The sequence below is a fragment of the Pseudomonas sp. W2Jun17 genome (assembly GCF_023127795.1).
Taxonomy (GTDB): Bacteria; Pseudomonadota; Gammaproteobacteria; order Pseudomonadales; family Pseudomonadaceae; genus Aquipseudomonas; species Aquipseudomonas synxantha_A.
The window spans coordinates 1-24985 of the sequence record NZ_SPKO01000033.1 but is presented as its reverse complement, the minus strand read 5'-3'; the positions used below and the strand labels follow the sequence as shown (position 1 = coordinate 24985).

Sequence of the window (24985 nt, the reverse complement as noted above, 5' to 3'; positions counted from 1 at the left end):
AAAAAATGGCGCCCCATTAAGGGCGCCATTTTTTTGGACCTGAAACGCTGTATTACTTGCGTTTCATCGACAGGAAGAACTCGTCGTTGGTCTTGGTGGTTTTCAGCTTGTCGATCAGAAACTCGATGGCAGCCACTTCGTCCATCGGATGCAGCAGCTTGCGCAGGATCCACATACGCTGCAGCTCGTCGTCAGCGGTCAGCAACTCTTCGCGGCGAGTGCCGGAGCGGTTGATGTTGATCGCCGGGAACACACGCTTTTCAGCAATGCGACGGTCCAGGGGCAGCTCCATGTTGCCGGTACCCTTGAACTCTTCGTAGATCACTTCGTCCATCTTCGAGCCGGTTTCAACCAGCGCGGTGGCGATAATGGTCAGCGAGCCGCCTTCTTCGATGTTGCGCGCGGCGCCGAAGAAACGTTTCGGTTTCTCCAGGGCGTGGGCATCGACACCACCGGTCAATACCTTGCCGGAGCTCGGGATCACAGTGTTGTAGGCACGGGCCAGACGGGTGATGGAGTCGAGCAGGATCACCACGTCCTTCTTGTGTTCGACCAGGCGCTTGGCCTTTTCGATCACCATTTCGGCTACCTGCACGTGGCGGGTTGGCGGCTCATCGAACGTCGAGGCAACCACTTCGCCGCGCACGGTGCGCTGCATCTCGGTCACTTCTTCCGGACGCTCATCGATCAACAGTACGATCAGGTGAACTTCAGGATTGTTACGGGCGATGTTCGCTGCAATGTTCTGCAGCATGATCGTTTTACCGGCTTTCGGCGGTGCGACGATCAGGCCACGCTGGCCTTTGCCGATCGGGGCGCACAGGTCGATCACACGACCGGTCAAGTCTTCGGTGGAACCGTTACCGGCTTCCATCTTCATGCGCACGGTCGGGAACAGCGGGGTCAGGTTCTCGAAGAGAATCTTGTTTTTCGCGTTCTCGGGGCGATCGAAGTTGATCGTGTCGACCTTGAGCAGGGCGAAATACCGCTCGCCCTCCTTCGGAGGACGGATCTTGCCAACGATGGTGTCACCGGTGCGCAAGTTGAAGCGACGGATCTGGCTCGGCGAGACATAGATATCGTCTGGGCCGGCGAGATAGGAAGCGTCTGCGGAGCGGAGGAAGCCGAAGCCGTCCTGGAGAATCTCCAGCACGCCATCACCGGAGATTTCCTCGCCGCTTTTCGCGTGCTTCTTGAGCAGGGAGAAAATCACGTCCTGCTTGCGCGAACGGGCCATATTTTCTATGCCCATTTCTTCGGCCAGTTGGAGCAGGTCGGTAATCGGCTTTTGCTTGAGTTCAGTCAGATTCATATAGGAATGACGTAATCATTTATGGAGGGGGGAAATTAAGCTTTTGGCTTAATGAGGCCGCGCCGCAGAGAAGGCGACAGGATCGCGTACTAATCGAAAAGGAATGCGTCGGCGACGGCTTGCAGGGGGCAGTGGAGAAACCAGTGCGGGGCCGAATGTACCACCTGAGTTTCGGAGCGTCTAGCCCTGCTTTACGAAAAAGCCCCGAGATTTTCGGGGCTTTTTTGACGACGCTTAGATGTTCGCGTCGAGGAATGCAGCCAGTTGCGACTTGGACAGCGCGCCAACCTTGGTGGCCTCGACGTTGCCGTTCTTGAACAGCATCAGGGTCGGAATACCACGCACGCCGTGCTTGGCCGGGGTTTCCTGGTTTTCGTCGATGTTCAGTTTGGCAATGGTCAGTTTGCCTTCGTAGGTGGTTGCAATGTCGTCCAGAACCGGAGCGATCATTTTGCAAGGGCCGCACCATTCAGCCCAGTAGTCAACCAGCACCGGGCCAGCAGCCTTGAGTACTTCGGCCTCAAAGGTCGCGTCGGTGACGTGCTTGATAAGATCGTTGCTCATGGATGTCTCCGGATTGTAAGCAAAAAAAACGTTGCCCATCATAGCTGCCCTTCCCTCGTTCAGGAAGCCGCCTCTGATTGAGTCTTGCTATGGTGTTGCATGAGTGGGGATATAGCCAACTCATGGCGTCACGGCAGTCACAAACACGATGCCTGTTCGCAACGCCGCATTGCGAACGTGTTCCTGCATGGTTTTCTGCGCTGCCGCACTGCTGCGCCGGGCCAAGGCGCGCAGGATTTTGCGATGCTCCTGCCAGGTCTCCATGGCTCGCTCCGGCCGGATGAACGGTAGTTTCTGGCTCTCCAGAAACACCTCGGCGCTGGCACTGAGAATACTCACCATGGCCTGGTTGCCGCTGGCCAACAGGATGCGCTGGTGAAATTCAAAGTCCAGCCGGGCGGCGGCTTCGAAGTCACCCGCTTTGAGGACCTTGCGCATCGCCTCGACATTGTCTTCCAGGCTGTCGAGCTCGTTCGTGGTCAATGTGACTGCCGCCAAACCCGCAGCGAACCCTTCAAGCGCGTAACGCAGCTGGAAGATGTCCAGCGGTGTGGCCTGCGCCGCAAACGGCCAGGCGAGCTCGGATGGCGGGTCCGGCGCCAGCACGAACACGCCCTTGCCCGGCTGTACACTGACCACACCCAATGCGCTCAAGGACGATAAGGCCTCGCGCAACGACGCCCGGCTCACGCCCAACCGCATCGCCAAATCGCGTTGCGAAGGCAATGCCTCGCCCGGCCCAAAGCCTTGCTCCTTGATCAGTTTGCGGATGGCTTGCAAGGCCGCTTCCGGTACGGCTTGGGCAATGGAATTCATAAAAAACTCAAGGTTCCCGTCAGCTGAAGAGCTAGTTGTAAAGCTATTGAAGTCTGTCGGCAAGCCACGCCCCAAAGGGGCCCGTGCGTTTTTTACGGCGCTCGAAAAGGGTGCGAAAAATCTCGCAACTGTTCAGACCAGTAAGACCATGGCACTTCAACGAATCCGTGCCTTACAGACCATTCCGAGAGAGCTGGCATGGGCTGTGCACTGAGCAAACTCAGAAAATTCCTTCGCCTTTTTCGGAGAGTTGCCATGACCAAGCGCTACAGCGCCCTGCTCACTGCCCTGTTTGCCAGCCTGATGCTGAGCCAGGCACCCGCCCAGGCTAATGGTCTGGACGATATCGTCGCCCGTGGCACCCTCAAGGTCGCCGTGCCCCAGGACTTCCCGCCGTTTGGTTCGGTCGGCCCCAACATGCAGCCACGTGGCCTGGACATCGACACCGCCAAGCTGCTGGCCGACCAGCTCAAGGTCAAGCTGGAACTGACCCCGGTCAACAGCACCAACCGCATTCCGTTCCTTACCACCGGCAAGGTGGACCTTGTGATCTCCAGCCTGGGCAAAAACCCCGAACGCGAAAAGGTCATTGATTTCTCCAAGGCTTACGCGCCGTTCTACCTCGCGGTGTTCGGCCCACCCGAGGCGGCAATCAGCACGATCGACGACCTCAAGGGCAAGACCATCAGCGTAACCCGCGGCGCCATCGAAGATATCGAACTGACCGCCGTGGCGCCCAAGGAAGCCACGATCAAGCGCTTTGAGGACAACAACTCAACCATCGCCGCTTACCTGGCCGGCCAGGTCGACCTGATCGCCAGCGGCAACGTGGTCATGGTCGCAATCAGCGAGCGCAACCCCAAACGCGTCCCCGCGCTGAAGGTCAAGCTCAAGGATTCGCCGGTGTACGTAGGCGTGAACAAGAACGAGCCGGCGTTGCTGGAGAAGGTCAACCAGATCCTGGTTGCGGCCAAGGCGGACGGCAGCCTGGAAAAAAACGCACTGCAGTGGCTCAAAGAACCGCTGCCTGCTGACCTCTAAAGCGGAGTTGAACGATGGCCTATCAATTCGACTTTGTGCCGGTGCTGGCCAATACCGACCTGCTGCTGCGCGGCGCGTTGTTTACCCTTGAACTGACGGCCATCGGCGCCCTCCTTGGGGTTGCACTGGGCACCGTCGGTGCCGTGGTGCGGGCGTGGAAGATCCAGCCGTTTGCATGGATCTTTGGTGTGTATGTCGAATTGATCCGCAACACGCCGTTTCTGGTGCAGTTGTTCTTTATTTTCTTCGGCCTGCCGTCCCTGGGGTTGAAAATCACCGAGTGGCAAGCCGCTGTGCTGGCAATGGTGATCAACCTGGGGGCGTACTCCACCGAGATCATCCGCGCCGGGATCCAGGCCATCCCGCGCGGGCAATTGGAAGCCGCCGCCGCGCTGGCGATGACGCGCTTCGAAGCGTTCCGTCACGTGGTACTGCTACCGGCGCTGGGCAAGGTGTGGCCGGCCCTGAGCAGCCAGATCATCATTGTGATGCTCGGTTCGGCGGTGTGTTCGCAGATCGCCACCGAAGAATTGAGCTTTGCCGCCAACTTTATCCAGTCGCGTAATTTCCGTGCCTTTGAAACCTATGCCCTGACCACCCTGGTGTACCTGTGCATGGCGCTGATGATTCGCCAACTGCTCAACTGGATCGGCCGGCGGTTTGTGATGAGGAACAGTCGATGAGTGAGTTCACCCTCTGGGACATCGTGCGCAACCTGCTCACTGGCCTGCAGTGGACCCTGCTGCTGTCACTGGTAGCATTTGTGGGCGGTGGCCTGATCGGCCTGCTGGTGATGACGATGCGCATCAGCCGCAAAGCTTTCCCACGCAATATTGCCCGCACCTATATCGAACTGTTCCAGGGCACGCCCTTGCTGATGCAGTTGTTCCTGGTGTTTTTCGGCGTTGCCCTGCTTGGCGTGGACATATCGCCCTGGCTGGCAGCTGCAACCGCATTGACCCTGTTCACCAGCGCTTACCTGGCCGAAATCTGGCGCGGTTGCGTGGACTCCATCGCCCATGGCCAATGGGAAGCCTCGGCCAGTCTGGCCCTGAACCCTTTTGAGCAACTGCGTTTTGTGATCCTGCCCCAAGCGCTGCGCATTGCCGTTGCGCCAACGGTGGGTTTCTCGGTGCAGGTGGTCAAAGGCACCGCCGTGACCTCGATCATCGGCTTCACCGAACTGACCAAGACCGGCGGCATGCTCGCCAACGCCACCTTCGAGCCGTTTATGGTCTACGGCTTGGTGGCCCTCGGTTATTTCCTGCTCTGCTACCCCTTGTCCCTCAGTGCGCGCTACCTGGAAAGGAGACTGCATGCCTCTGCTTAGAATTTCCGCCCTGCATAAGTATTACGGCGATCATCACGTCCTCAAGGGCATCGACCTGACGGTGGAAGAAGGCCAGGTTGTGGCGATCATCGGCCGCAGCGGCTCGGGCAAGTCCACCTTGCTGCGCACCCTCAATGGCCTGGAGTCGATCAATGACGGTGTGATCGAAGTCGATGGCGAATACCTTGATGCCGCCCGCGCCGACCTGCGCAGCCTGAGGCAGAAAGTCGGCATGGTGTTCCAGCAGTTCAACCTGTTCCCGCACCTGAGCGTCGGCGAAAACGTGATGCTGGCACCGCAAGTGGTGCAAAAAGTGCCCAAGGCCAAAGCGGTACAGTTGGCCAGGCAAATGCTCGAACGCGTTGGGCTGGGCGAGAAGTTCGACGCCTTCCCCGATCGGCTGTCCGGTGGTCAGCAGCAACGGGTCGCCATTGCCCGCGCGCTGGCCATGTCACCCAAGGTGCTGTTGTGCGATGAGATTACCTCGGCCCTGGACCCGGAGTTGGTCAATGAGGTGCTCAGCGTGGTGCGTCAACTGGCCCAGGACGGCATGACGCTGATCATGGTCACCCATGAAATGCGCTTTGCCCGGGAAGTTGGCGACAAAGTGGTGTTCATGCACCAAGGCAAAGTGCATGAAATCGGCGACCCGAAGGTGTTGTTTGCCAACCCTGGTACCGTAGAGCTCGCCAACTTCATTGGCTCGGTTGAACAGCCGGGCTGACCAGTTCAAAAATGCCCCGTGCCTCCAGGTGCGTCTCCCTGCGCACCGACAAGGCATCGAAGGGCAATTGGGTATCGATATCGACCTGGGCGGTGAGTCGCCGCCCTACCACCGGCATCCCTGCTGCTCGAGCCACCAAAACCTGGCCGGGCAACAACTGGCCTCTGTCCGCCTCACCTGGCACGTGGGCAGCCGACCACCCGACGGTACGCCCATCTACCTGGGCATGCTTGATACTCAGCCGCAAATGCCCCTCGCGACCGAACCGAAATCCCTGCCCATCGGCTGCCGCGCCAACAAAACGCAACGCCATGGCCGCAGGCTCGGCGCAGAGTACATTGACACTCAACGAGCGGGTTGCCAGTACCACGGTAGTGGTTTCAACCAGGGCATCCCTGCGTATCTGGCCATAGTCGATACGCGGCTGGCCCAGCGACAGGTGGCAGTTTTCAGCCATCGCATCAAGCGGCGCCAGCAGTGTGCAAAACAGCGCCAAGGGCGGGCTCAGGGCCTTTTTAATCACCTCGGCATACCGCCGATGCGGCTTCATAAAATTTGTCATTGTCAGGCTTGGCCTCAGGGTCAATGTGCAGTAGGCAAGTGGAAGAGTCCGGCAATGAAACCCGCAAGCTTTGCGACTCCGTAACGTCGTTGAGGAAAATCATGCCCTCACCTACTACGCTGGTGAGAAAGCGGTTGCCCTTGCCCAATACCGAAGCGCCCTGAGGTAACGGTCGGCCGTGCTGATCGCTCGCAGTCACCAGCATTCGGCGTACTTTCACTACGTCAAAATCCACGGTATTGAACGAACCTCGGCCCGCCGTAAGCACTTGGGTGCCGTTTTTCAGGTCCACTCGTTTGGGCAAGGATTGAGTCTGCACTTCGACTCGGCTGTTGGTGTAGGCCGGCAAGCCCGCGATCACCGCTTGGCCGTTGAAGTCGGTCCAGACAGGGCCTTGCGGCGTCTGGATTTTTGCGGAGCCGATATCGCCGACCGAGACGATGCCGAACGTGTCTTGCACGCTGTAAGGCGACAAGGTCACCCCGCCTTCATGCGCCACTGCACCGCCCCGCAACTGCCCGGTATAGCTGGTGCCCAGGGAATCGCGGCTGACGCCCAGGCCCACTTGGGTATAGCGCGGCAACAGGTCCACCCGCCCGCGCACTGACTGCTCCCGGGCCCGCATGTCACGCTCGATGCCGACTTCGTAATTCACATACTCGTTGACCCTTTCGCTGAGCGCGGTACCCGCAGTGAAGTGGTCCCCACGGCGGCTCGTGAAGCTGCTCACACGCCGATCCCCGCCCAGCGGCACGCTGACCTGCAACCGCAAGGACAAGTCGTGATCCAAGGCACTGTCACGCCGGCTGCCATCCAGTGGGGCGTCTCGGCGGGCCCGCGTACCGCCCACTTGCGAGTCCGCGATAAATGCGACATCGACGCGACCGAGCGACTTATTCCAGGAGGCGAATACGTGCTCGCTCGTCTGCCCGCCAAATTGAGCACTGCGAGTGTAGTTCAGCGAAAATATGCCCAGTGTGGGGTCGGCCCAGCTCATGCCCGCGGTGTATTGGTTCTTGAAGTGCGAGTTCAGCTCATCGCCCCTGAGCGACCGACCGGCCTCAGTGACCTCGCGATAACCGCGCGTCTGGGTGGTTGCACTTAAGTTGACATCTAGATCGGCAACCAGTGGGCTACTCACGGAGACGCTGCTGCGTGACCCGGACACCGCGTTGTGGCTGTCTCGGGACAGGTTATGTCGTGCGCTCACAGAGACCCGCTGGAAAAATACACTGCTCAGAGTGCCACCTGCGGCCCAATAGTCATCGGTACTCAACAACCCAAAACCCGCAGACGCATCGCGCCCCAGCCCCCAGGTGCCACTGCCCATGGCGACCACCGGTGATGGCCCCTCTTCACCTGCAGTTTTGCGCAGCTGGCCAATCGAAAAGTAATAGCCCGGCGCCGATGGGGCAGCACCCGCGAACGAAGCCGCCGGCACGACAAAACTGCGCCTGGCGCCACGCACGTCAATCACACTGACATCAAGGTCACTGGTGCCATTGAGCAGCGGTACCCCAGTCAACCGAAACGGCCCTTCGGGCACCAATGTACTGTGGATCAACACCCCGGACTGGCGCACTTCAACTCGCGACTGGCTTTGGGCCAAGCCTTCGACCACCGCATTATTGCCGCCCGCCGGGGCCCTGGACTGCCCATCAGGGGAGAACTGCAAGCCGGACAGCTGGATCCCGCCAAACAGCGGGTTATTACTGGAGAGCTGGCCCACCTGGAAGGTCGACTGCAACGCGGCGATATCCCGTTGGGCATAGGCATGCAGGTGCTCGGTACGGGTATGGCCGTTGTCGGACACATAGAACTGGCGACTGCGAACAATCCAGTCATCCAGGTTGAAGCCCGCTTCGGTATAGGCCGACACGAACCGGGTCGGGCCGCTACGCGAGTGGCTGTCATAACCCAGTACGTCATAGTTGAACAACGCGGCCGCGCCGCCCCGGGAAGAACGCCCGCTCTCCCATTCGGGTTCACGCAAAGCCTGGGTCGGCACCACCAGCGCCACTTCGTCAGTACCGGGGCGCAAGCGCACCATGGTCGCCGGGAACGCACCGAGGAAGTCATGACACGCCTGGTCGGGTGTGGCGCCTTCTCGAATGATCTCCCGAGGCTTTACCAACCCCGCCTTCTCCAGCAACCCGGGAGTGAAACACAGCCCTCCCTGCGAATCGAACCGAGCATCAACCAGCCCAAGGGGGTTGCCATTGACGCGCAATCCCACCATTTGAATACCTTCACGAAAGCGCGCCGCACTGCGAAAGTAATCGGAGACCTGGGGGTCTATGCCGTGGGTCGTCAGCGCAGCCAGGTCAAATCCCTCACCAAGCTCCAGCGCAGCCGTCATGCCAGGCAAACCCCATAGCACCGTGAGCCCAATGAACAATCTGGATTTGCAGGGCCGGAACGGGCCAGCAATACCGCGCGCCGAAGAAACGATCATGAACCGATCAACGCGCATCTGTGTTGACCGGTGCACGGTAGCTATCTACCGAAAATCCATAGACCGTGGCGGGTTGAATCTCAACCTGCGCCACATCGCTCAAAGCACCGTCAACCTTCAACGCCAATGCCTCACCCGGCAAGACATAGGTGCGCGGCAGTGTGGCTTGAACGCCTTGTGGAAGCAGCTGCACATGCGGCGCCAGGCGTACGACGTAAGCGCTGTCGTTGTGGACGGTGAGTCGCTCTGCGACCCGTTCCCACCTCAGCAGCTCCCACGGCGTTTGGTGGCGTGGCAAGTCTTTGGGATGCAGGATCAACGGCAGATTCTGCCGAAGAGTGATACCGATGGTCGCACCGTCCGCGGCACGCGCCTGGGGAATGCCCTCAAAAGATACGCGCTTGAGCCGTTGGGTCTTGAGCGGCTGCTTCAACGTGCTGATGAAACGCACCAGTTGCGTATCCCCCGCTTCCACACGGGTAATGGGAGGCGTGACAATCAGTAGCGGCTCCAGATCTTCAGGCACGTTTTCAATAACAGAATGAAGCAACGCCGGCCCTGCATCGGTGTTCTTGATATTGATCGAGGCTTCGCCAACTTCTTCGTAAAGCACGACCACAGTTGTTTCCGGCAACATCCCGTCCGCCGTAGCAACCACACTGAAAAACACACTCCATAGCCACGTAAGACTTATTAAAAAAACACGCACTCAATATTCCCCACAACTTATGAAGTTGACGTTTGGCCATCCAACGCCCAAAGAAAAACAGCCAACAAGAAAGGGTTGGCTTTCTTGATCGGCTGCTTTCGGTTGTTTAGATGTAACTCAATACAAGCGTGGCGCGCCCATCTATGGAGATGTCGCGGCTCAGGTCCAAGTCCTGGGCCTTGTTGATCACTGCTTTCACCGCCACCGTGGCTGTCAGCTGGCTAATAGCGGCAGGGGTGACGGTCACGCTATTACGCCAGGAGTACTGGCTGGGCGATTGGGCAACCCTGCCGTCGCTGTTCTGCCAGGCACCGAGCCCGGTGCGCATGATCGGAAACAACGTTGTTCCGGTAGAGCGGAGGTCCCTGAGGGTGACCGAATAGCCACCAGTGCGCCGGGACGCTGCCATCCCCAGACCGAAATTCTGCGCTTCGGAAAAGCCCGCCCCCAGGATGCCTGCCACCTTGCTCCCCGCTTGCAGATCGGTAAAGGTGAGCCCGAACCTGGCAGGCGTAGTGCCGCAGTTGATAACCAGAGACGTGGTCCTCTCTTCACGGGGGTTGAATGCCGTGCGAGACAATTCGCCGGAGCGAATAGTGCCGTAGTCGATGATGCCACTGCCCGCCAGGCTGAGGTTGCACGCTGCAGGCGTGATCGTCCCCCTGACGACTAACTGGGCGCTCGTGTTTGCCTGAACCTGCAGGGTCGCAGCCAGACATGCGATGCCGAAAGTCAATCCAATAATTTTTTTCATGTTCGTCCTGTCACTTGAAGTTAGCAGGCGCTCTTTATTTTGGTTTTGGCGACTCCGTCGCCCAACAGCTTATTGTCCCTGATACAAAAACTATAAATAAATAACACCCCGGCAGAATTGCCGAGTGACAGTCTGGCGCGTAGATGCCCGGATAAAAAATCAGACAGCACGGTATTTATTGTAGGCTCCAGCCAGCATAAAAATTACTTTAACCTATCGACCTTGTAGTCTTGAGCAAGATATAGAACAACATCTAGCCCCACTCACTGTAGGAGAAATTATCTAAATACTTACAACTGCATCCGGTTAAAACGTCTTACATCGTCGAAAAAGTTTGTTTGCTGGAAACTTGCGAAGCAGCCCTGAACTTTCCAAAATTTTCCTACAGACCACATCGGGAAAATTACCGAAGCACAACGCGTTGGCTCCAGCGGTCGATCGTGGCACGATGGCAAGGTTATCGACCGAGATCCCCAAACCATGCCGCAATCCCAAGCCAAGAATCTGTCCTTGATCGCCGCCATCGACCTGGGCTCCAACAGCTTTCACATGGTCGTGGCCAAGGCCCAGAACGGTGAGATCCGCATCCTTGAGCGGCTCGGCGAAAAAGTGCAACTGGCCGCCGGGATCGACGACGAGCGCAAGCTCAATGAAGAATCCATGCAGCGCGGGCTCGACTGCCTCAAGCGATTTGCGCAATTGATCAATGGCATGCCGCCTGGCGCCGTACGCATCGTCGGCACCAACGCGTTGCGCGAAGCCCGAAACCGCAATGAGTTTATCCATCGTGCCGAGGAAATCCTCGGGCACCCGGTGGAAGTTATCTCTGGCCGTGAAGAGGCGCGCCTGATCTACCTTGGTGTGTCCCACACACTGGCCGACACGCCCGGCAAACGCCTGGTGGCGGACATTGGTGGCGGCAGTACCGAGTTCATCATCGGCCAGCGTTTCGAGCCACTGCTGCGTGAAAGTCTGCAGATGGGATGCGTGAGTTTCACTCAACGTTACTTCAAGGACGGCAAGATCACGCCGGCGCGCTATGCCCAGGCTTACACGGCGGCGCGGCTGGAGATCATGAGCATTGAACATGCCCTGCACCGCCTGACCTGGGATGAAGCCATCGGCTCGTCCGGCACCATCCGCGCCATCGGCCTGGCCTTGAAGGCTGGCGGCCATGGCACTGGCGAGGTGAATGCCGAAGGTCTGGCGTGGCTCAAGCGCAAGCTGTTCAAGCTGGGGGATGCGGAGAAAATCGACTTCGACGGCATCAAACCTGATCGCCGCGCCATTTTCCCTGCGGGCCTGGCGATTCTCGAAGCCATCTTCGACGCCCTCGAACTGCAACGCATGGACCACTGTGACGGCGCCCTGCGCGAAGGCGTGCTCTATGACCTGCTGGGCCGTCATCACCACGAAGACGTGCGCGAGCGCACCCTCAGCTCGCTGATGGAGCGCTACCACGTCGATCTGGAACAAGCCGCCCGTGTGGAGCGCAAAGCCTTGCACGCTTTCGACCAGGTGGCCGCCGATTGGGACCTGGAAGACGGCGTCTGGCGCGAGCTGCTCGGCTGGGCTGCCAAGGTGCATGAAGTGGGCCTGGACATCGCCCACTACCATTACCACAAGCACGGCGCCTACCTGATCGAGCACTCGGACCTGGCTGGGTTCTCCCGCGAAGACCAGCAGATGCTCGCGCTGCTGGTGCGCGGCCATCGCCGCAATATTCCCAAGGACAAATTTGCCGAATTCGGCAAAGACGGCATCAAGCTGATTCGCCTGTGCGCGCTGTTGCGCTTTGCAATCCTGTTCCACCACATTCGTGGCACCCAGGAAATGCCCCAGGTAAAACTGCGCGCTGCTGATGACAGCCTGGAAGTGATCTTCCCCAAGGGCTGGCTGGATGAAAACCAGCTGACCCAGGCGGACTTCGCCCAGGAAGCGGAATGGCTGACGCGGGTGGGGTTCAGCCTGAACCTGCGCTAAAGCACACTGCAAAACAAATGTGGGAGGGGGCAAACCCCCTCCCACATTTTTTAGACCTTGCTGGTGCTGGGTTTTAGTTCACCGCAAGAATCGGGCTACCCAACTTCTCCAGCAACGTCGCCTGCGCGCTGCGCGGGTTCTGGTTGCCGGTCGGGGTGTTGCGTACATAACGCCCGTCCGACTGCAGGCTCCAGCTGTGGGTGTTGTCGGTAAGGTAGCTTTCCAGCTCCTTCTTGACCCGCATGATCAGCTTCTTGCCTTCTACCGGGAAGCAGGTCTCCACACGCTTATCGAGGTTGCGTTCCATCCAGTCGGCGCTGGAGAGGAACATCTGCTCTTCACCACCGTTGAGGAAGTAGAACACACGGGTGTGCTCCAGGAAGCGGCCGATGATCGAACGCACGTGGATGTTATGCGACACGCCGACAATACCCGGACGCAGGCAGCACATGCCACGCACCACCAGATCGATGCGCACGCCCGACTGGCTGGCCTTGTACAGCGCGCGGATGATCTTCGGATCGGTCAGCGAGTTGAACTTGGCGATGATGTGCGCCGGCTTGCCATCGAGGGCAAACTGGGTCTCGCGGGCAATCATGTCGAGCATGCCCTTCTTGAGGGTGAACGGCGCGTGCAGCAGCTTTTTCATGCGCAAGGTCTTGCCCATGCCGATGAGCTGGCTGAACAACTTGCCGACGTCTTCGCACAGTGCGTCGTCGGATGTCAGCAGGCTGTAGTCGGTGTAGAGCTTGGCGTTGCCGGCGTGGTAGTTGCCGGTGCCCAAGTGGGCGTAGCGCACGATCTCACCGGCTTCACGGCGCAGGATCAGCATCATCTTGGCGTGGGTCTTGAAGCCGACCACGCCGTAGATCACCACCGCACCGGCCGCTTGCAGACGGCTGGCCAGTTGCAGGTTGGACTCTTCGTCAAAGCGCGCACGCAACTCGATCACCGCGGTGACTTCCTTGCCGTTACGCGCAGCATCCACCAACGCATCGACGATTTCCGAGTTGGCGCCACTGCGGTAGAGGGTCTGGCGCACGGCCAGAACATGCGGGTCCTTGGCGGCCTGGCGCAGCAGGTCGACCACTGGGGTGAACGACTCGAAGGGGTGCAGCAATAGAATGTCCTGCTTGCTCACAACGCTGAAGATGTTCTCGCTGTTTTGCAGCAGTTTCGGGATCTGTGGCGTGAACGGCTTGTATTGCAGCTCAGGATGGCTGTCCAGGCCGGTAATGCTGAACAGGCGCGTCAGGTTCACCGGGCCGTTGACCTGGTACAACTCGGATTCGGCGAGGTTGAACTGCTTGAGCAGGTAGTCCGACAGGTGTTTGGGGCAGGTGTCCGCCACTTCCAGACGCACCGCATCGCCATAACGCCGCGAGAACAACTCGCCACGCAGGGCGCGAGCCAAGTCTTCGACGTCTTCGGAATCCAGTGCCAGGTCGGCGTTACGGGTCAGGCGGAACTGGTAGCAGCCCTTGACCTTCATGCCCTGGAACAGGTCATCGGCGTGAGCATGGATCATCGACGACAGGAATACATAGTTGTCGCCAGCGCCCCCTACCTCTTCCGGTACCTTGATGATGCGTGGCAACAGACGCGGGGCCGGGATAATCGCCAGACCCGAATCGCGACCGAAGGCATCGATACCTTCAAGCTCGACGATGAAGTTGAGGCTCTTGTTCACCAGCAGTGGGAACGGGTGCGTAGGGTCCAGGCCGATGGGGGTAATGATCGGCGAAATCTCGTCCCGGAAGTAACGGCGCACCCAGGTCTTGATCTTGGCGGTCCAGTGACGACGACGAATGAAGCGGACCTGATGCTTTTCCAGTTCCGGCAGCAGGATGTCGTTGAGGATTGCGTACTGGCGGTCCACATGACCATGTACCAGCTCACTGATGCGCGCCAACGCCTGGTGCGGTTGCAGGCCGTCGGCCCCGGCTTGTTCACGGGCAAAGGTGATCTGCTTCTTGAGGCCGGCAACGCGAATCTCGAAGAACTCATCCAGGTTGCTGGAGAAGATCAGCAGGAATTTCAGCCGCTCCAGCAACGGGTAGGACTCATCCAGCGCCTGCTCCAGCACGCGGATGTTGAATTGCAGTTGTGACAACTCGCGATGGATGTACAGGCTGCTGTCATCCAGGTTGGTGACCACGGCCACCGGTGCCGGCGCAGGTGCTTCGGCAACCACCGCTGGCGGGGCAGGCTCCAGCTCCGGCGGGGTCTGGGAAACTTGTTCAACCACCGGGTGAGCGTCTTTTACGGCAACTTCGGAGAGTCCTTCGGTATTCATCGAGTGTTCCTGTGAGGGCTATTGTTGCTCTCTAAGCAATTGGGCAGCGCGGGCGGCGAAGTAGGTCAGAATGCCATCAGCGCCGGCACGTTTAAAGGCAGTCAGGGATTCGAGGATCACCCCTTCACTCAACCAACCATTCTGGATCGCCGCCATATGCATGGCGTATTCACCGCTGACCTGATAGACAAAGGTCGGCACTTTGAATTCCTCTTTGACCCGATAAAGGATGTCCAGGTACGGCATCCCGGGCTTGACCATCACCATATCGGCGCCTTCGGCCAGGTCGGCCGCCACTTCGTGCAGCGCTTCCTGGCTATTGGCCGGGTCCATCTGGTACGAAGCCTTGTTGGCCTTGCCCAGGTTCAGCGCCGACCCCACCGCATCGCGAAAGGGGCCGTAATAGGCGCTGGCGTATTTGGCCGAGTAGGCCATGATTCGTACATTGACGTGACCGGCCAGCTCAAGGGCTTCGCGAATCGCCTGGATACGGCCGTCCATCATGTCCGACGGCGCAACCACCTGGGCGCCCGCCGCTGCGTGCGACAAAGCCTGCTTGACCAGTGCATCGACGGTGATGTCGTTCTGAACATAACCCTCTTCGTCAAGAATGCCATCCTGGCCGTGCGTGGTGAACGGGTCCAACGCCACGTCAGTGATCACCCCAAGCTCCGGGAAGCGCTCGCGCAGGGCACGGGTGGCGCGCTGCGCGATCCCTTGCGGGTTCCAGGCTTCGGCGGCGTCCAGAGACTTGAGCTGCGGTGGGGTAACCGGAAACAGCGCCAGTGCCGGGATCCCCAGTTCGACCCAACCGGCCGCCTCGATCAGCAACTGATCAATGGTCAAACGCTCCACACCCGGCATCGAGGCGACTGCTTCCCGACGATTTTCACCGTCGAGCACAAAAACCGGCAGGATGAGATCGTTCGTCGTCAGTACATTTTCACGTACCAGGCGGCGAGAAAAATCATCACGACGATTGCGACGCAGACGAGTGGCGGGGAACAGGCGATTGGCAGGGGTAAAGCTCACGACAGACTCCTGAGCCCGCGTTTACGGGCGAGCGTTGCAGTTATAAGCGGCCATTATGACGAAGGAATGACAGTTGTGCTTATCGATGCGACCTGTAGTCGCATTCGTCATTTATGTAGGAATTGTTCACTTCGTGACACATCTCGATACTTTCATGAATCTTCGTGAAGGCGTAGGCTGCGCGTTCATTTCGCCAGCACCCCAGACCATGCTTCAACAATTTCTGCATGACTTCGGCTACTTTGCCCTCTTTCTCGGCACATTTTTCGAAGGCGAGACCATCCTCGTACTCGCAGGCTTCCTGGCGTTTCGTGGCTACATGGATATCAACCTGGTGGTGGTCGTTGCCTTTTTTGGCAGCTATGCCGGCGACCAGCTTTGGTACTACATGGGGCGCAAGCACGGCCGCAAGCTGCTGGCACGCAAGCCGCGCTGGCAGTTGATGGGCGACAAGGCACTGGAGCATATCCGCAAGCACCCGGATATCTGGGTACTGAGCTTTCGCTTTGTCTACGGGTTGCGCACGGTGATGCCCGTGGCGATCGGCCTGTCCGGTTACCCGCCGATGCGCTACCTGATCCTCAACGGTATTGGTGCGGCGATCTGGGCCGCTGCACTGGGGGCTGCGGCCTATCATTTCGGTGCGGTGCTGGAAGGTATGCTCGGCAGCGTCAAGAAGTACGAGCTATGGGTACTGGGCGCCTTGCTGGTACTGGGCTTTGGCCTGTGGCTGCGACGTCGCTTCAAGAATGCTCGCATCGCCCGCCAAGCGTGTGCCGAGGCCAAGGCGCGACAGGCTGTCGAGCAAGCCTCGGTCGAAACGCCTAAGACGCCAACCGAGTAAAACGGCCTCTGCAACAGTAGAGACCAATCACGCTGAGCAGGCTGTAGCTCGCCAGGCCCAGCCAGGCGAGAGGGCTGGCAGGCCACAAGCCGACCAGCGGCGCCAGCCATACCAACGGCAGGTTCAGCGCCAGGCGCGCCAGCTCGGCCTTCAACGCCCATGGGCGATTCTCCAGTGCCACCCCCAACGTAAACAGGCCCAGGGCCATCGCGCCCCAGCCGAGCACCAACGCCGCCGCAGGCAAGCCCTCACCGAAATTCATCAGATAACTGCCAAAGCCCACATAAGCAGCAAATTGCAAGGCGATGTAGACCTGCTGCCGCGCATCCAAAGGCACTTCGAACTTGCGAAACTGGCTCAGGTCCGGCTTGGCTATCGGGTATTTGGCTTTGACGTCCGCCGGGCGCCAGCCGGTGCGCATGAACCAGATGCGCAACTTGTCCCACCAGCTCTCGGTGCGCCGGGCGTCACTCCATAACTGCGCATAAAACTGCAGGTTGGCCCACAGCGGGTTCCAACTGGCCAGGGGTGTGGTTACCCCAAAGATCACCGGCTCGTTGTCGTCTTCCTCTTGAAAAGTACCGAACAGCCGGTCCCAAATAATGAACACCCCGCCGTAGTTACGATCCATGTAGAGAGCATTCTGTGCGTGGTGGGCCCGATGATTGGACGGCGTCACGAAGAACCACTCAAACCAGCCCAGCTTGGGAACGTGGCGGGTATGGACCCAGAATTGATACAACAGGTTGAGCGAAGCCACGCTGATAAACACCACCAGCGGCACGCCGACCACAGCCAGAGGCAGGTAGAAGATCCAGCTCAGCAGAAAACCGGTGCTGGTCTGGCGCAAGGCGGTGGTGAGGTTGTAGTCCTCGCTCTGGTGATGCACCGAATGCGCGGCCCACAGGATATTGCGCTCATGGCCCATGCGATGCAGCCAGTAATAACAGAAGTCATAGAACACAAAGGCGAACACCCAGGTCCAGGCACTCTGGGCCGACAGCTCGATGAGCGCCAGGTGCTTGAGGGCGAACGCGTAGGTCAACAGGCCCACGCCCTTGGTCAGCAAACCGGTCGTGGTGGACAGCACACCGGTGCTGAGGCTGTTGATGGCGTCCGCTACTCGGTAGTTGCGTGCACCGCGCCAACGGTCGGCCAGCAGCTCCACAACGATCAGGGCGATAAAAAACGGTACTGCGTAAGGCACAAAGTCCATGGGCTAGTCCGGTCTATTTTTGTTACATCAAGATTAGGTGCAGCGACGTGAGATCCCATTGGCAACAGGTTACAAATTAGTAGACATTTAACGCCATGAATCAGGAGAAATGCCCATGAGCAAAAAGATTGCAGTGATCCTTTCCGGCTGTGGCGTATACGACGGCGCAGAGATTCACGAGAGCGTGATCACGTTGCTGCGCCTGGACCAGCGCGGCGCTCAAGTGGAATGCTTTGCACCCGATATTGCGCAATTGCACGTGATCAACCATCTCACCGGCGAAGAAATGCCCGAGTCGCGCAATGTGCTGGTGGAGTCTGCGCGTATCGCCCGGGGCGCAGTGAAGGATATTGGCCAAGCCAATGCCGCCGACTTCGACGCCCTGATCGTGCCGGGCGGGTTTGGCGCAGCGAAGAACCTGTCGAACTTCGCCGTGGAGGGCGCCGGCTGCAGCGTCAACCCGCAGGTGCTGGAACTGGCTGAAGCGTTTGCCGAAGCAGGCAAGCCGGTGGGGTTGATCTGCATCTCTCCGGCCCTGGCCGCGAAGATCTACGGCCCTGGCGTGACCTGCACCATCGGTAACGATGCCGACACAGCGGCTGCCCTGGACAAGATGGGCGCCACGCACCACGAATGCACGGTGGAAGATATCGTCGAGGACAAGGCGCGCAAGCTGGTCAGTACGCCGGCGTATATGCTCGGCAAGAACATCAGTGAAGTGGCGTCAGGGATCAACAAGTTGGTGGATCGGGTGCTGGAGTTGACCCACGAGAACGACTGACGGGTAGGCGCCTGTGGCGAGGGAGCTTGCTCCCTCGCCACAGGTCAGGCTGGGCGCATAAGACGTGTAAGGATTCGGTCCAGGGCATTGGCAAACGCCTGCTTATCCTTCTCGCCATGGGGCGGTGGTCCGCCGCCCATCTGACCTTGCTCACGCAGGTCGGTGAACAGGTTGCGCACCGCCAGGCGCTCACTCATGTTCGCAGGGCTGAACTCCTTGCCTCGCGGATCGAGGGCCGTGACGCCCTTCTTCACCAGCCGATCGGCCAAGGGCACGTCACTGCAAATCACCAGTTCGCCGGGTACGGCGTGCTCAACCAGGTAATCATCGGCCGCGTCGGGGCCACTGGGCACCACGATCAGCTTCACACAGGAAAAGCTCGGCTTGATCTGGCTCTGCCCGGCCACCAGCACCACCTCGAACTGGCGCTTGAGGGCAAACTTCACTACCTGGTCCTTGGCCGCCCGAGGGCAGGCGTCGGCGTCGATCCATACCCGCATGCTACGCCGCCGCCCGGCGCTTCTCGGTCAGCCGGCTGCGGCCATACAGCACCACAATCGCCAGGATCGCCACGGCCTGCGCGCCCAACGAATACGCATCGGCATGAATGCCCAGCCAGTCGAAGTCAAAGAACGCCACCGGCCGCGTGCCGAAGATGCCCGCCTCCTGCAAGGCCTTGACACCGTGCCCGGCGAACACCACCGACAGTGCGCACAGCAACGCAGCGTTGATGCCGAAGAACAGCGCCAACGGCAACTTCGCCGAGCCACGCAGGATCACCCAGGCCAGGCCCACCAGCAGCACCAGCGCAGTGGCACCACCGGCCAGCACCGCGTTGTGCCCGGCAGGGCCGGCCTGCAGCCACAGGGTTTCGTAGAACAGGATCACTTCGAACAGCTCGCGATAAACCGAGAAGAACGCCAGCACGGCAAAACCGAAACGGCCGCCGCCGCCCACCAGGCTGCTCTTGATGTAATCCTGCCAGGCCGCCGCGTGACGCCGGTCGTGCATCCACACGCCGAGCCATAGCACCATCACGCTGGCGAACAGCGCCGTGCAGCCTTCGAGCAGTTCTCGCTGGGCCCCGCTGACGTCAATCACATACGCCGCCAAGGCCCACGTAGCCAAGCCTGCCAACAGCGCCAGGCCCCAACCGACGTTGACGCTGCGAACCGCCGACTGCTGGCCGGTGTTACGCAGGAAGGCGAGGATCGCCGCTAGCACCAGAATCGCTTCCAGGCCTTCGCGCAACAGGATCAGCAGGCCAGAGATATAGCTCAATGACCAGCTCAGGCCATCGCCGCCCAGCAAGCCGGCGGATTCAGTGAGTTTGCCTTTGGCAACGTCCAGACGCTGCTGCACCTGCTCCATAGGCAAACCATCCTGCAACGATTGCCGATAGGCCATCAGGGCCTTCTCGGTGTCTTTGCGCACATTGGCGTCGACGTTATCCAGGGAGCTTTCCACCAGCTCGAAGCCTTCCAGGTAGGCAGCGACGGACAAATCATAGGCCTGCTCGTGGTCGCCGTTGCGGAAGGCCGCGAGGCTCTTGTCCAGCGTGGCGGCCGTGTAGTCGAGCAACTGCGCGGGACCACGCTGAACCTGTGGCGGCTGTGCACGCTGGGCGCGGAACGTCGCCGCAGCGCCAGGGCCGTCAGCGGCGAGCACTTCATTGGGGGTCTGGCGCGCCAGGTCGGCGAGGTTGAACGCCTGCTCGCTTTTGGCGGCAGCCGGGTCGGCGGTGAAACCGGCGATATAGGTCGCCAGGTCCCAGCGCTGGCGATCGTCCAGTTGGTCAGCGAACGACGGCATATCAGTGCCTTCGACACCCAGACCGAGGGTGTTGTAGATCGCATACAGGCTCAAGCGATCCAGGCGCGTGGCGTCACGCAGGTTAGCGGGGGGCGGCGTCATGCCCATGCCAGCCGGACCATCACCGGCGCCGACAGTGCCGTGGCACACCGAACAATGCTGGGCATAAAGCGGCGCGCCGCGTGTCGGGTCCGGCGTGATGGCCGGTGCTTGGCTGACTTCATACGCCACGGCCAGCTTGGCGCCCAACTGACGAGCCTGGCGGGCCACGCTCGCGCCGTCCTGATGGGCGGTGACCGCCGCCAGCAATTCATTAACGCCGCTTATCAACTCAGCGCGCTCGGGTTTGTCGGGCAGATCAGCCACCAAACCCTGCAGCACTCCGAGAAACTCCACCTGCTCGCGGTATTCCGAGTCGTCTACCACCTTGCCTGCCTCTACCGTAGGCGGGTAGTCGGCGCCGATGTAATCCAGCAAATGCAGGGCCTGTGGCGCGCCTTCGGCGGTCGCGGCCAAGAGATTGAAGCTGCACGACATCAGCGCCGGCAACAGCAGCCACGCAAGAAAGCGGAAAGGGGCAGTCATGAATGAATCTCAAGTGGAAATACGAAGTAACACTATTGTTGAGCTTTAATGAATTCGACTCAAGGTGTTATTTCATATCACCCCTAAATCCAATATGGGAGGGAGCTTGCCCCTCCCACATTTCGATTCGGTTTCGGCAATTACGCCGTAGCGCGATGCAGGCTCGCAAGGAAACCCGCAGCGCCGACAAACAAACCTGCGAATGTGCGGTTTACGCGTTTCTGTTGTTTAGGCGTACGCAACAGACGCAAGACTTTCGACGCCAACCCCGTGTAACCCGCCATCACGATCATATCGACGCTGATCATGGTCGCACCGAGGATCAGGTACTGAATCAACAGCGGCGCCTGCGGGTTCACGAATTGCGGCAACACCGCCAACATGAACACCAGGGCCTTGGGGTTGCTGGCGTTGACCAAAAAGCCGCGGAACATCATCGCCATCGGCTTCCCGATCGTGCGCACGGCGGCGTCATCGGTCATGTCCATGGGCAGGGCGCGCCATTGCTTGATGGCCAGGTACACCAGGTAGGCCACGCCAAACCATTTGATCGCATAGAACGCGGTAGACGACGCCGCCAGAATGGCCCCCAGGCCACCCGCGACCACGGCAATCTGCATCGCCAGGCCCAGTTGCAGGCCAATGGCGTTCCAGTAGCCACGGACAAAACCGTATTGCAGGCCGCTGGACATCGAGGCGATGGCACCGGCGCCAGGAGAAAGGGAGATGATCCAACTGGCCAGGAAAAAGGCCAGCCATGTGTCGAGAGCCATTGTGCACCTCAGAAGGGAGTCAGCGATTGTGCCTTTAAGCTAACTCTACCGACCGAAGGCTGGCTATAGATTTTTACAAGATGTAAACGCTAGCGGTCGCCCGGAAATACATGGGTGCCAGGCCAACGGCGCACCGAGCGCTGAAAGAACAAGCTGTTAGGCACTTGCACCATCGCGCTGCTGGTCCCGGCTTCTTCTACTTCGATCAATGTGGTGTAAAGCAGGTTGATCGCCACGACCCTGCCCTTCACGCCGGGTTTGTCGACGGTGTCCACCAGCTCGACAATATCCCCAAGGCGGAACGGCCCGACGGTGAAGATCAGAATTGCGCACAACAGGTTGGACAGCACCGACCACATGGCGAAGAACGCCACTGCCGCTACCGCGACAAACCCTGACAGCGCCGTCCACAACACCGTGGCAGACACCCCCAGGCGCCCCAGCACAAAGATCAGCGCACTGCCCATGATCAGCCAGCGCAAGCCGCCGCGCAGGGGCATCAGCAGTTGCGGCGGGAACGGGTAACGCTCACCCAGGCGCGTCAGGCCCTTGGCGACGAAGCGCTGGGCCAGGTAGCCGGCCAGCAGGATCAGCAGGATTTGCACGCCGATCCATACGGGCTCGACCCATTGCGCCGGTACCGGCAGTTGCAACGCTTCCATCAGGACAGCGCCTCCAGCTCCGCTTGCAAGGTTTCGAGCAGTTCGAGGGCCTCCATCCAGGTTTCCTCCAATTGCCCTTCGCGCACCTTGAGCTTGGCCTGTTCGGCCAGCAGGTCACGCAGCTCATCCTTGCGCGCCGCCTCGTACACGGAGCTATCACCCAGGCTGGTTTCGATCTTGGCCAGGCGCTCGTGCACCTTGCCCAGCTCGGCTTCCAGCTTGTCGGCCTCACGCTTGTGCGGCGCCAGCTGCTGGCGCAGCGCGGCGGCGGCCTGGCGCTGGGCTTTCTTGTCGGTCTTGTCCGGGTTGACCGGGGTGTTGCTGGCCGGCGCATTGCGCAGGCGGTAATCGGTCAGCCAGCGTGCGTAGTCGTCCAGGTCGCCGTCGAATTCTTCGACCTTGCCGTCGGCCACCAGCAGGAAGTTGTCGGTGGTGCTCTTGAGCAGGTGGCGATCGTGAGACACCACCAGTACCGCACCGCTGAACTCCTGCAGGGCCATGGTCAGTGCCAGGCGCATCTCCAGGTCCAGGTGGTTGGTCGGTTCGTCGAGCAGCAGCAGGTTTGGACGGTCCCAGGCGATCAGGGCCAGGGCCAGTCGGGCTTTTTCGCCCCCGGAGAAATTCAGCACTGGCTCGTCGATACGCGCCCCCCGGAAGTCGAAACCGCCGAGGAAGTCGCGCAGGGTTTGCTCGCGCTCGGTGGGCGCCAGGCGTTGCAGGTGCAACAGCGGGCTGGCCTTGGCATCAAGCGAGTCCAGTTGATGCTGGGCGAAGTAGCCCACCACCGTGTTCTCGCCACGGGTCAGGCGGCCAGCCAGTGGCTCAAGCTCACCCGACAGGTTCTTGATCAGCGTCGACTTGCCCGCGCCGTTGGGGCCGAGCAAACCAATGCGTGCGCCCGGCGTGAGCTGCAGCTTGACCTTCTCCAGGATGGTCTTGTCGCCGTAGCCCAAGCGAGCGTCCGACAGATCGAGCAGGGGGCTTGAGATCTTCACCGACTCACGGAACACAAAATCGAACGGCGAATCGACGTGGGCCGCCGACAGTTCTTCCATGCGCTCCAGCGCCTTGATGCGGCTCTGGGCCTGACGGGCCTTGGTGGCCTGGGCCTTGAAGCGGGCGATGTAGCTTTCCATGTGCGCACGTTGCGCCTGTTGCTTTTCAAAGGCCTGTTGCTGCTGGGCCAGGCGCTCGGCACGGGCACGTTCGAACGCGGTATAGCCGCCACGGTAGAGGGTGATTTTCTTCTGTTCGACGTGGGCGATGTTGTCGACCACGGCGTCGAGGAAATCCCGATCGTGGGAAATCAGCAGCAAGGTGCCCTGGTAGCTCTTGAGGAAATCTTCCAGCCACAGGATCGCATCGAGGTCCAGGTGGTTGGTCGGTTCGTCGAGCAGTAACAGGTCGGAGGGGCACATCAGTGCCTGGGCCAGATTCAGGCGCATGCGCCAGCCGCCGGAGAAGTCGGCGACCGGGCGGTCCATCTGTTCGTTGGTAAAGCCAAGGCCAGCGAGCATTTTGCGGGCACGGGCGTCGGCGGTGTAGCCGTCGGCACTGTCCAGCTCGGCGTGCAGGCGGGCCTGGGCGGCACCGTCCTGGGCTTTTTCGGCTTCGGCGAGGTCGTGTTGCACCTGGCGCAGGCGCAGGTCGCCATCGAGCACGTAGTCGATCGCGATGCGGTCCAGGGTGTCGATCTCCTGGCGCATATGGGCGATGCGCCAGTCGGCCGGCAGCAGGCAGTCCCCGGAATCCGGGGTCAGCTCACCGAGCAGCAAGGCGAACAACGTGGATTTGCCGGCGCCATTGGCACCGATCAGGCCGGCTTTGTGACCGGCGTGCAGGGTCAGCTCGGCGTCTTCGAGAAGACGTTGCGGGCCACGCTGTAATGTTAGGCTTTGAAGTCGGATCATAATGGCGGCGGAGTCTACCAGCTTCGTTGGCCGCTGGCTTGGGTGTGAATATGTGCGCTGACCTGTGGAGCTTTGCCCTTTCTACCTACGCTCGCCCGGGTGTAGAGGCCGCTTGCCTGCGTTTGCAGGAACAAGGCGCGGATGTATGCCTGCTGCTGTGTGGTGCCTGGCTGGAGCGGCGCGGTGTGGCACATACACCTGAGCGGGTGCAGGCGCTGCAACAGCTTGCCCGTCCGTGGCGGGTGCAGGTTGTCGAACCGTTGCGATACCTGCGCGTGCAATGGCGAGCCCTGGCGCAGCAGGATACGCAGCTGGCATCGTTGCGCGAGCGGGTCAAAGCCCTGGAGCTGGAGGCTGAACGAACACTGCTGGCGCGCCTGGAAACCTTGGCGCAGGCATGGCCGATCAATGAGGTGGTGGGTCAGTACGAATGGCTTGAAGGCCTGGCGACCGAAGCCGCCAACCTTGACCACGACGCGCTGCAGGCGCTGCGCGTCGCGGCCACCGACGCTTAGGAAGCGCTGGCTGGGGTGGTGCTTGGCGCTACCGGTGCAGGCGTGGTGCTGGCCGATGCGGTTGGAGCGGTAGATGCTGCCGGTGCCGCTGGAGTGGCTGGCTTGGCGACTGCTGGTTTGGCAGCAGCAGGTTTAGCGGCTGGCTTGGCTGCTGGTTTCGCGGCTGCAGGTTTGGCGGCTGGCTTGGCTGCTGGTTTGACGGCAGCAGGTTTGGCGGCTGGCTTGGCTGCTGGTTTCGCGGCTGCAGGTTTGGCGGCTGGCTTGGCTGCTGGTTTCGCGGCTGCAGTTTTAGCGGTTGGCTTGGCTGCT

Annotated in this window: 23 protein-coding genes; 8 read left to right on the top strand and 15 right to left on the bottom strand. The window is 60.3% G+C overall.

What is annotated here, in order from left to right; translation table 11 throughout:
• Positions 1–52: 52 nt before the first annotated feature.
• The 3 genes from rho to E4O98_RS20130 all read right to left on the bottom strand — a co-directional run bounded on the left by rho (position 53) and on the right by E4O98_RS20130 (position 2692).
• On the bottom strand, positions 53–1312 hold the full coding sequence (rho, locus tag E4O98_RS20140; protein WP_003176825.1) for a transcription termination factor Rho: 1260 nt from the start codon (positions 1310–1312) through the stop codon (positions 53–55).
• Between the two features lie 234 nt (positions 1313–1546).
• Positions 1547–1876 (bottom strand): thioredoxin TrxA, encoded by a 330-nt coding sequence (trxA, locus tag E4O98_RS20135; RefSeq protein ID WP_032881181.1) that lies wholly within the window; start codon positions 1874–1876, stop codon positions 1547–1549.
• A gap of 120 nt (positions 1877–1996) precedes the next feature.
• Positions 1997–2692, bottom strand: a complete 696-nt coding sequence (locus E4O98_RS20130) for an FCD domain-containing protein (protein ID WP_032878811.1) — start codon at positions 2690–2692, stop codon at positions 1997–1999.
• Positions 2693–2947: 255 nt separating this feature from the next.
• On the opposite strand from E4O98_RS20130, the gene E4O98_RS20125 reads away from it, so the two are divergent.
• From E4O98_RS20125 to E4O98_RS20110, 4 genes are read left to right on the top strand one after another with little or no spacing between them, the layout of a single operon-like run.
• Positions 2948–3733 carry a transporter substrate-binding domain-containing protein gene (locus tag E4O98_RS20125; RefSeq protein ID WP_103734179.1) on the top strand — a complete coding sequence of 262 codons (786 nt, stop codon included), beginning with the start codon at positions 2948–2950 and terminating at the stop codon, positions 3731–3733.
• Between the two features lie 14 nt (positions 3734–3747).
• Positions 3748–4416, top strand: coding sequence for an amino acid ABC transporter permease (locus tag E4O98_RS20120; protein ID WP_005792409.1), 669 nt, complete (start codon positions 3748–3750; stop codon positions 4414–4416).
• On the top strand, positions 4413–5063 hold the full coding sequence (locus E4O98_RS20115) for an amino acid ABC transporter permease (RefSeq protein WP_228309109.1): 651 nt from the start codon (positions 4413–4415) through the stop codon (positions 5061–5063). Before E4O98_RS20120 ends, E4O98_RS20115 begins: the two co-directional genes overlap by 4 nt.
• Positions 5050–5787, top strand: a complete 738-nt coding sequence (locus tag E4O98_RS20110; RefSeq protein WP_248136097.1) for an amino acid ABC transporter ATP-binding protein — start codon at positions 5050–5052, stop codon at positions 5785–5787. The genes E4O98_RS20115 and E4O98_RS20110 overlap by 14 nt, the downstream gene beginning before the upstream one ends.
• Here E4O98_RS20110 and E4O98_RS20105 read toward each other — a convergent pair.
• From E4O98_RS20105 to E4O98_RS20090, 4 genes are all read right to left on the bottom strand, one after another.
• Positions 5759–6337, bottom strand: a complete 579-nt coding sequence (locus E4O98_RS20105) for a hypothetical protein (RefSeq protein ID WP_248136095.1) — start codon at positions 6335–6337, stop codon at positions 5759–5761. The genes E4O98_RS20110 and E4O98_RS20105 overlap by 29 nt on opposite strands.
• Complete coding sequence (locus E4O98_RS20100) at positions 6303–8708, bottom strand: fimbria/pilus outer membrane usher protein (protein ID WP_248136092.1); 2406 nt, start codon at positions 8706–8708, stop codon at positions 6303–6305. Before E4O98_RS20100 ends, E4O98_RS20105 begins: the two co-directional genes overlap by 35 nt.
• A 103-nt stretch (positions 8709–8811) precedes the next feature.
• A complete protein-coding gene (locus E4O98_RS20095) occupies positions 8812–9498 on the bottom strand; it encodes a fimbria/pilus chaperone family protein (protein WP_256584575.1) in 687 nt (228 codons plus the stop codon).
• A 121-nt stretch (positions 9499–9619) separates the two neighbouring features.
• Entirely contained in the window at positions 9620–10267 is a 648-nt protein-coding gene (locus E4O98_RS20090; protein ID WP_078822608.1) for a DUF1120 domain-containing protein, read from the bottom strand.
• A 480-nt stretch (positions 10268–10747) separates the two neighbouring features.
• Between E4O98_RS20090 and ppx the strand changes: the two genes are divergently transcribed.
• Positions 10748–12250, top strand: a complete 1503-nt coding sequence (ppx, locus tag E4O98_RS20085; protein WP_005792416.1) for an exopolyphosphatase — start codon at positions 10748–10750, stop codon at positions 12248–12250.
• 73 nt (positions 12251–12323) lie between these two features.
• Here the strand turns inward: ppx and ppk1 are convergent, their stop codons facing one another.
• Positions 12324–14546 carry a polyphosphate kinase 1 gene (gene ppk1, locus E4O98_RS20080; protein WP_005792418.1) on the bottom strand — a complete coding sequence of 741 codons (2223 nt, stop codon included), beginning with the start codon at positions 14544–14546 and terminating at the stop codon, positions 12324–12326.
• 18 nt (positions 14547–14564) lie between these two features.
• A complete protein-coding gene (hemB, locus tag E4O98_RS20075; protein WP_005792419.1) occupies positions 14565–15578 on the bottom strand; it encodes a porphobilinogen synthase in 1014 nt (337 codons plus the stop codon).
• A 208-nt stretch (positions 15579–15786) separates the two neighbouring features.
• On the opposite strand from hemB, the gene E4O98_RS20070 reads away from it, so the two are divergent.
• The gene (locus E4O98_RS20070) at positions 15787–16422 is read left to right on the top strand and encodes a DedA family protein (protein ID WP_032881179.1); all 636 of its coding nucleotides are present in this window, start codon (positions 15787–15789) and stop codon (positions 16420–16422) included.
• Here E4O98_RS20070 and E4O98_RS20065 read toward each other — a convergent pair.
• Positions 16403–17638 carry a sterol desaturase family protein gene (locus E4O98_RS20065; RefSeq protein ID WP_248136090.1) on the bottom strand — a complete coding sequence of 412 codons (1236 nt, stop codon included), beginning with the start codon at positions 17636–17638 and terminating at the stop codon, positions 16403–16405. The genes E4O98_RS20070 and E4O98_RS20065 overlap by 20 nt on opposite strands.
• Positions 17639–17753: 115 nt before the next feature.
• Here E4O98_RS20065 and elbB point away from each other — a divergent pair, with 115 nt between their 5' ends.
• Positions 17754–18419: an isoprenoid biosynthesis glyoxalase ElbB gene (elbB, locus tag E4O98_RS20060; protein ID WP_005792422.1), complete on the top strand. Its 666-nt coding sequence runs from the start codon at positions 17754–17756 to the stop codon at positions 18417–18419.
• A gap of 44 nt (positions 18420–18463) precedes the next feature.
• Here the strand turns inward: elbB and E4O98_RS20055 are convergent, their stop codons facing one another.
• The 5 genes from E4O98_RS20055 to E4O98_RS20035 all read right to left on the bottom strand — a co-directional run bounded on the left by E4O98_RS20055 (position 18464) and on the right by E4O98_RS20035 (position 24161).
• Positions 18464–18919, bottom strand: coding sequence for a YaiI/YqxD family protein (locus E4O98_RS20055; RefSeq protein WP_078822610.1), 456 nt, complete (start codon positions 18917–18919; stop codon positions 18464–18466).
• 1 nt (position 18920) lies between these two features.
• On the bottom strand, positions 18921–20816 hold the full coding sequence (locus E4O98_RS20050; protein ID WP_223017770.1) for an FTR1 family protein: 1896 nt from the start codon (positions 20814–20816) through the stop codon (positions 18921–18923).
• Between the two features lie 140 nt (positions 20817–20956).
• A complete protein-coding gene (locus E4O98_RS20045) occupies positions 20957–21589 on the bottom strand; it encodes a LysE family transporter (RefSeq protein ID WP_248136088.1) in 633 nt (210 codons plus the stop codon).
• An 89-nt stretch (positions 21590–21678) separates the two neighbouring features.
• Positions 21679–22251 (bottom strand): mechanosensitive ion channel family protein, encoded by a 573-nt coding sequence (locus E4O98_RS20040; protein WP_005792426.1) that lies wholly within the window; start codon positions 22249–22251, stop codon positions 21679–21681.
• Entirely contained in the window at positions 22251–24161 is a 1911-nt protein-coding gene (locus tag E4O98_RS20035) for an ATP-binding cassette domain-containing protein (protein ID WP_078822612.1), read from the bottom strand. Before E4O98_RS20035 ends, E4O98_RS20040 begins: the two co-directional genes overlap by 1 nt.
• Positions 24162–24211: 50 nt before the next feature.
• Between E4O98_RS20035 and E4O98_RS20030 the strand changes: the two genes are divergently transcribed.
• Positions 24212–24676, top strand: coding sequence for a TIGR02444 family protein (locus E4O98_RS20030; RefSeq protein ID WP_032878795.1), 465 nt, complete (start codon positions 24212–24214; stop codon positions 24674–24676).
• Positions 24677–24985 lie beyond the last annotated feature (309 nt).

What these genes read in the sequence shown, in the direction of transcription:
- E4O98_RS20090 (WP_078822608.1), bottom strand. Translation starts at nt 10,267, where the DNA reads ATGAAAAAAATTATTGGATTGACTTTCGGCATCGCATGTCTGGCTGCG.
- elbB (WP_005792422.1), top strand. Translation starts at nt 17,754, where the DNA reads ATGAGCAAAAAGATTGCAGTGATCCTTTCCGGCTGTGGCGTATACGAC.
- trxA (WP_032881181.1), bottom strand. Translation starts at nt 1,876, where the DNA reads ATGAGCAACGATCTTATCAAGCACGTCACCGACGCGACCTTTGAGGCC.
- E4O98_RS20065 (WP_248136090.1), bottom strand. Translation starts at nt 17,638, where the DNA reads ATGGACTTTGTGCCTTACGCAGTACCGTTTTTTATCGCCCTGATCGTT.
- E4O98_RS20045 (WP_248136088.1), bottom strand. Translation starts at nt 21,589, where the DNA reads ATGGCTCTCGACACATGGCTGGCCTTTTTCCTGGCCAGTTGGATCATC.
- E4O98_RS20100 (WP_248136092.1), bottom strand. Translation starts at nt 8,708, where the DNA reads ATGACGGCTGCGCTGGAGCTTGGTGAGGGATTTGACCTGGCTGCGCTG.
- ppx (WP_005792416.1), top strand. Translation starts at nt 10,748, where the DNA reads ATGCCGCAATCCCAAGCCAAGAATCTGTCCTTGATCGCCGCCATCGAC.
- E4O98_RS20110 (WP_248136097.1), top strand. Translation starts at nt 5,050, where the DNA reads ATGCCTCTGCTTAGAATTTCCGCCCTGCATAAGTATTACGGCGATCAT.
- E4O98_RS20105 (WP_248136095.1), bottom strand. Translation starts at nt 6,337, where the DNA reads ATGAAGCCGCATCGGCGGTATGCCGAGGTGATTAAAAAGGCCCTGAGC.
- E4O98_RS20070 (WP_032881179.1), top strand. Translation starts at nt 15,787, where the DNA reads ATGCTTCAACAATTTCTGCATGACTTCGGCTACTTTGCCCTCTTTCTC.
- rho (WP_003176825.1), bottom strand. Translation starts at nt 1,312, where the DNA reads ATGAATCTGACTGAACTCAAGCAAAAGCCGATTACCGACCTGCTCCAA.
- E4O98_RS20130 (WP_032878811.1), bottom strand. Translation starts at nt 2,692, where the DNA reads ATGAATTCCATTGCCCAAGCCGTACCGGAAGCGGCCTTGCAAGCCATC.
- E4O98_RS20040 (WP_005792426.1), bottom strand. Translation starts at nt 22,251, where the DNA reads ATGGAAGCGTTGCAACTGCCGGTACCGGCGCAATGGGTCGAGCCCGTA.
- E4O98_RS20030 (WP_032878795.1), top strand. Translation starts at nt 24,212, where the DNA reads ATGTGCGCTGACCTGTGGAGCTTTGCCCTTTCTACCTACGCTCGCCCG.
- E4O98_RS20125 (WP_103734179.1), top strand. Translation starts at nt 2,948, where the DNA reads ATGACCAAGCGCTACAGCGCCCTGCTCACTGCCCTGTTTGCCAGCCTG.
- E4O98_RS20050 (WP_223017770.1), bottom strand. Translation starts at nt 20,816, where the DNA reads ATGACTGCCCCTTTCCGCTTTCTTGCGTGGCTGCTGTTGCCGGCGCTG.
- ppk1 (WP_005792418.1), bottom strand. Translation starts at nt 14,546, where the DNA reads ATGAATACCGAAGGACTCTCCGAAGTTGCCGTAAAAGACGCTCACCCG.
- E4O98_RS20055 (WP_078822610.1), bottom strand. Translation starts at nt 18,919, where the DNA reads ATGCGGGTATGGATCGACGCCGACGCCTGCCCTCGGGCGGCCAAGGAC.
- E4O98_RS20120 (WP_005792409.1), top strand. Translation starts at nt 3,748, where the DNA reads ATGGCCTATCAATTCGACTTTGTGCCGGTGCTGGCCAATACCGACCTG.
- E4O98_RS20035 (WP_078822612.1), bottom strand. Translation starts at nt 24,161, where the DNA reads ATGATCCGACTTCAAAGCCTAACATTACAGCGTGGCCCGCAACGTCTT.
- E4O98_RS20115 (WP_228309109.1), top strand. Translation starts at nt 4,413, where the DNA reads ATGAGTGAGTTCACCCTCTGGGACATCGTGCGCAACCTGCTCACTGGC.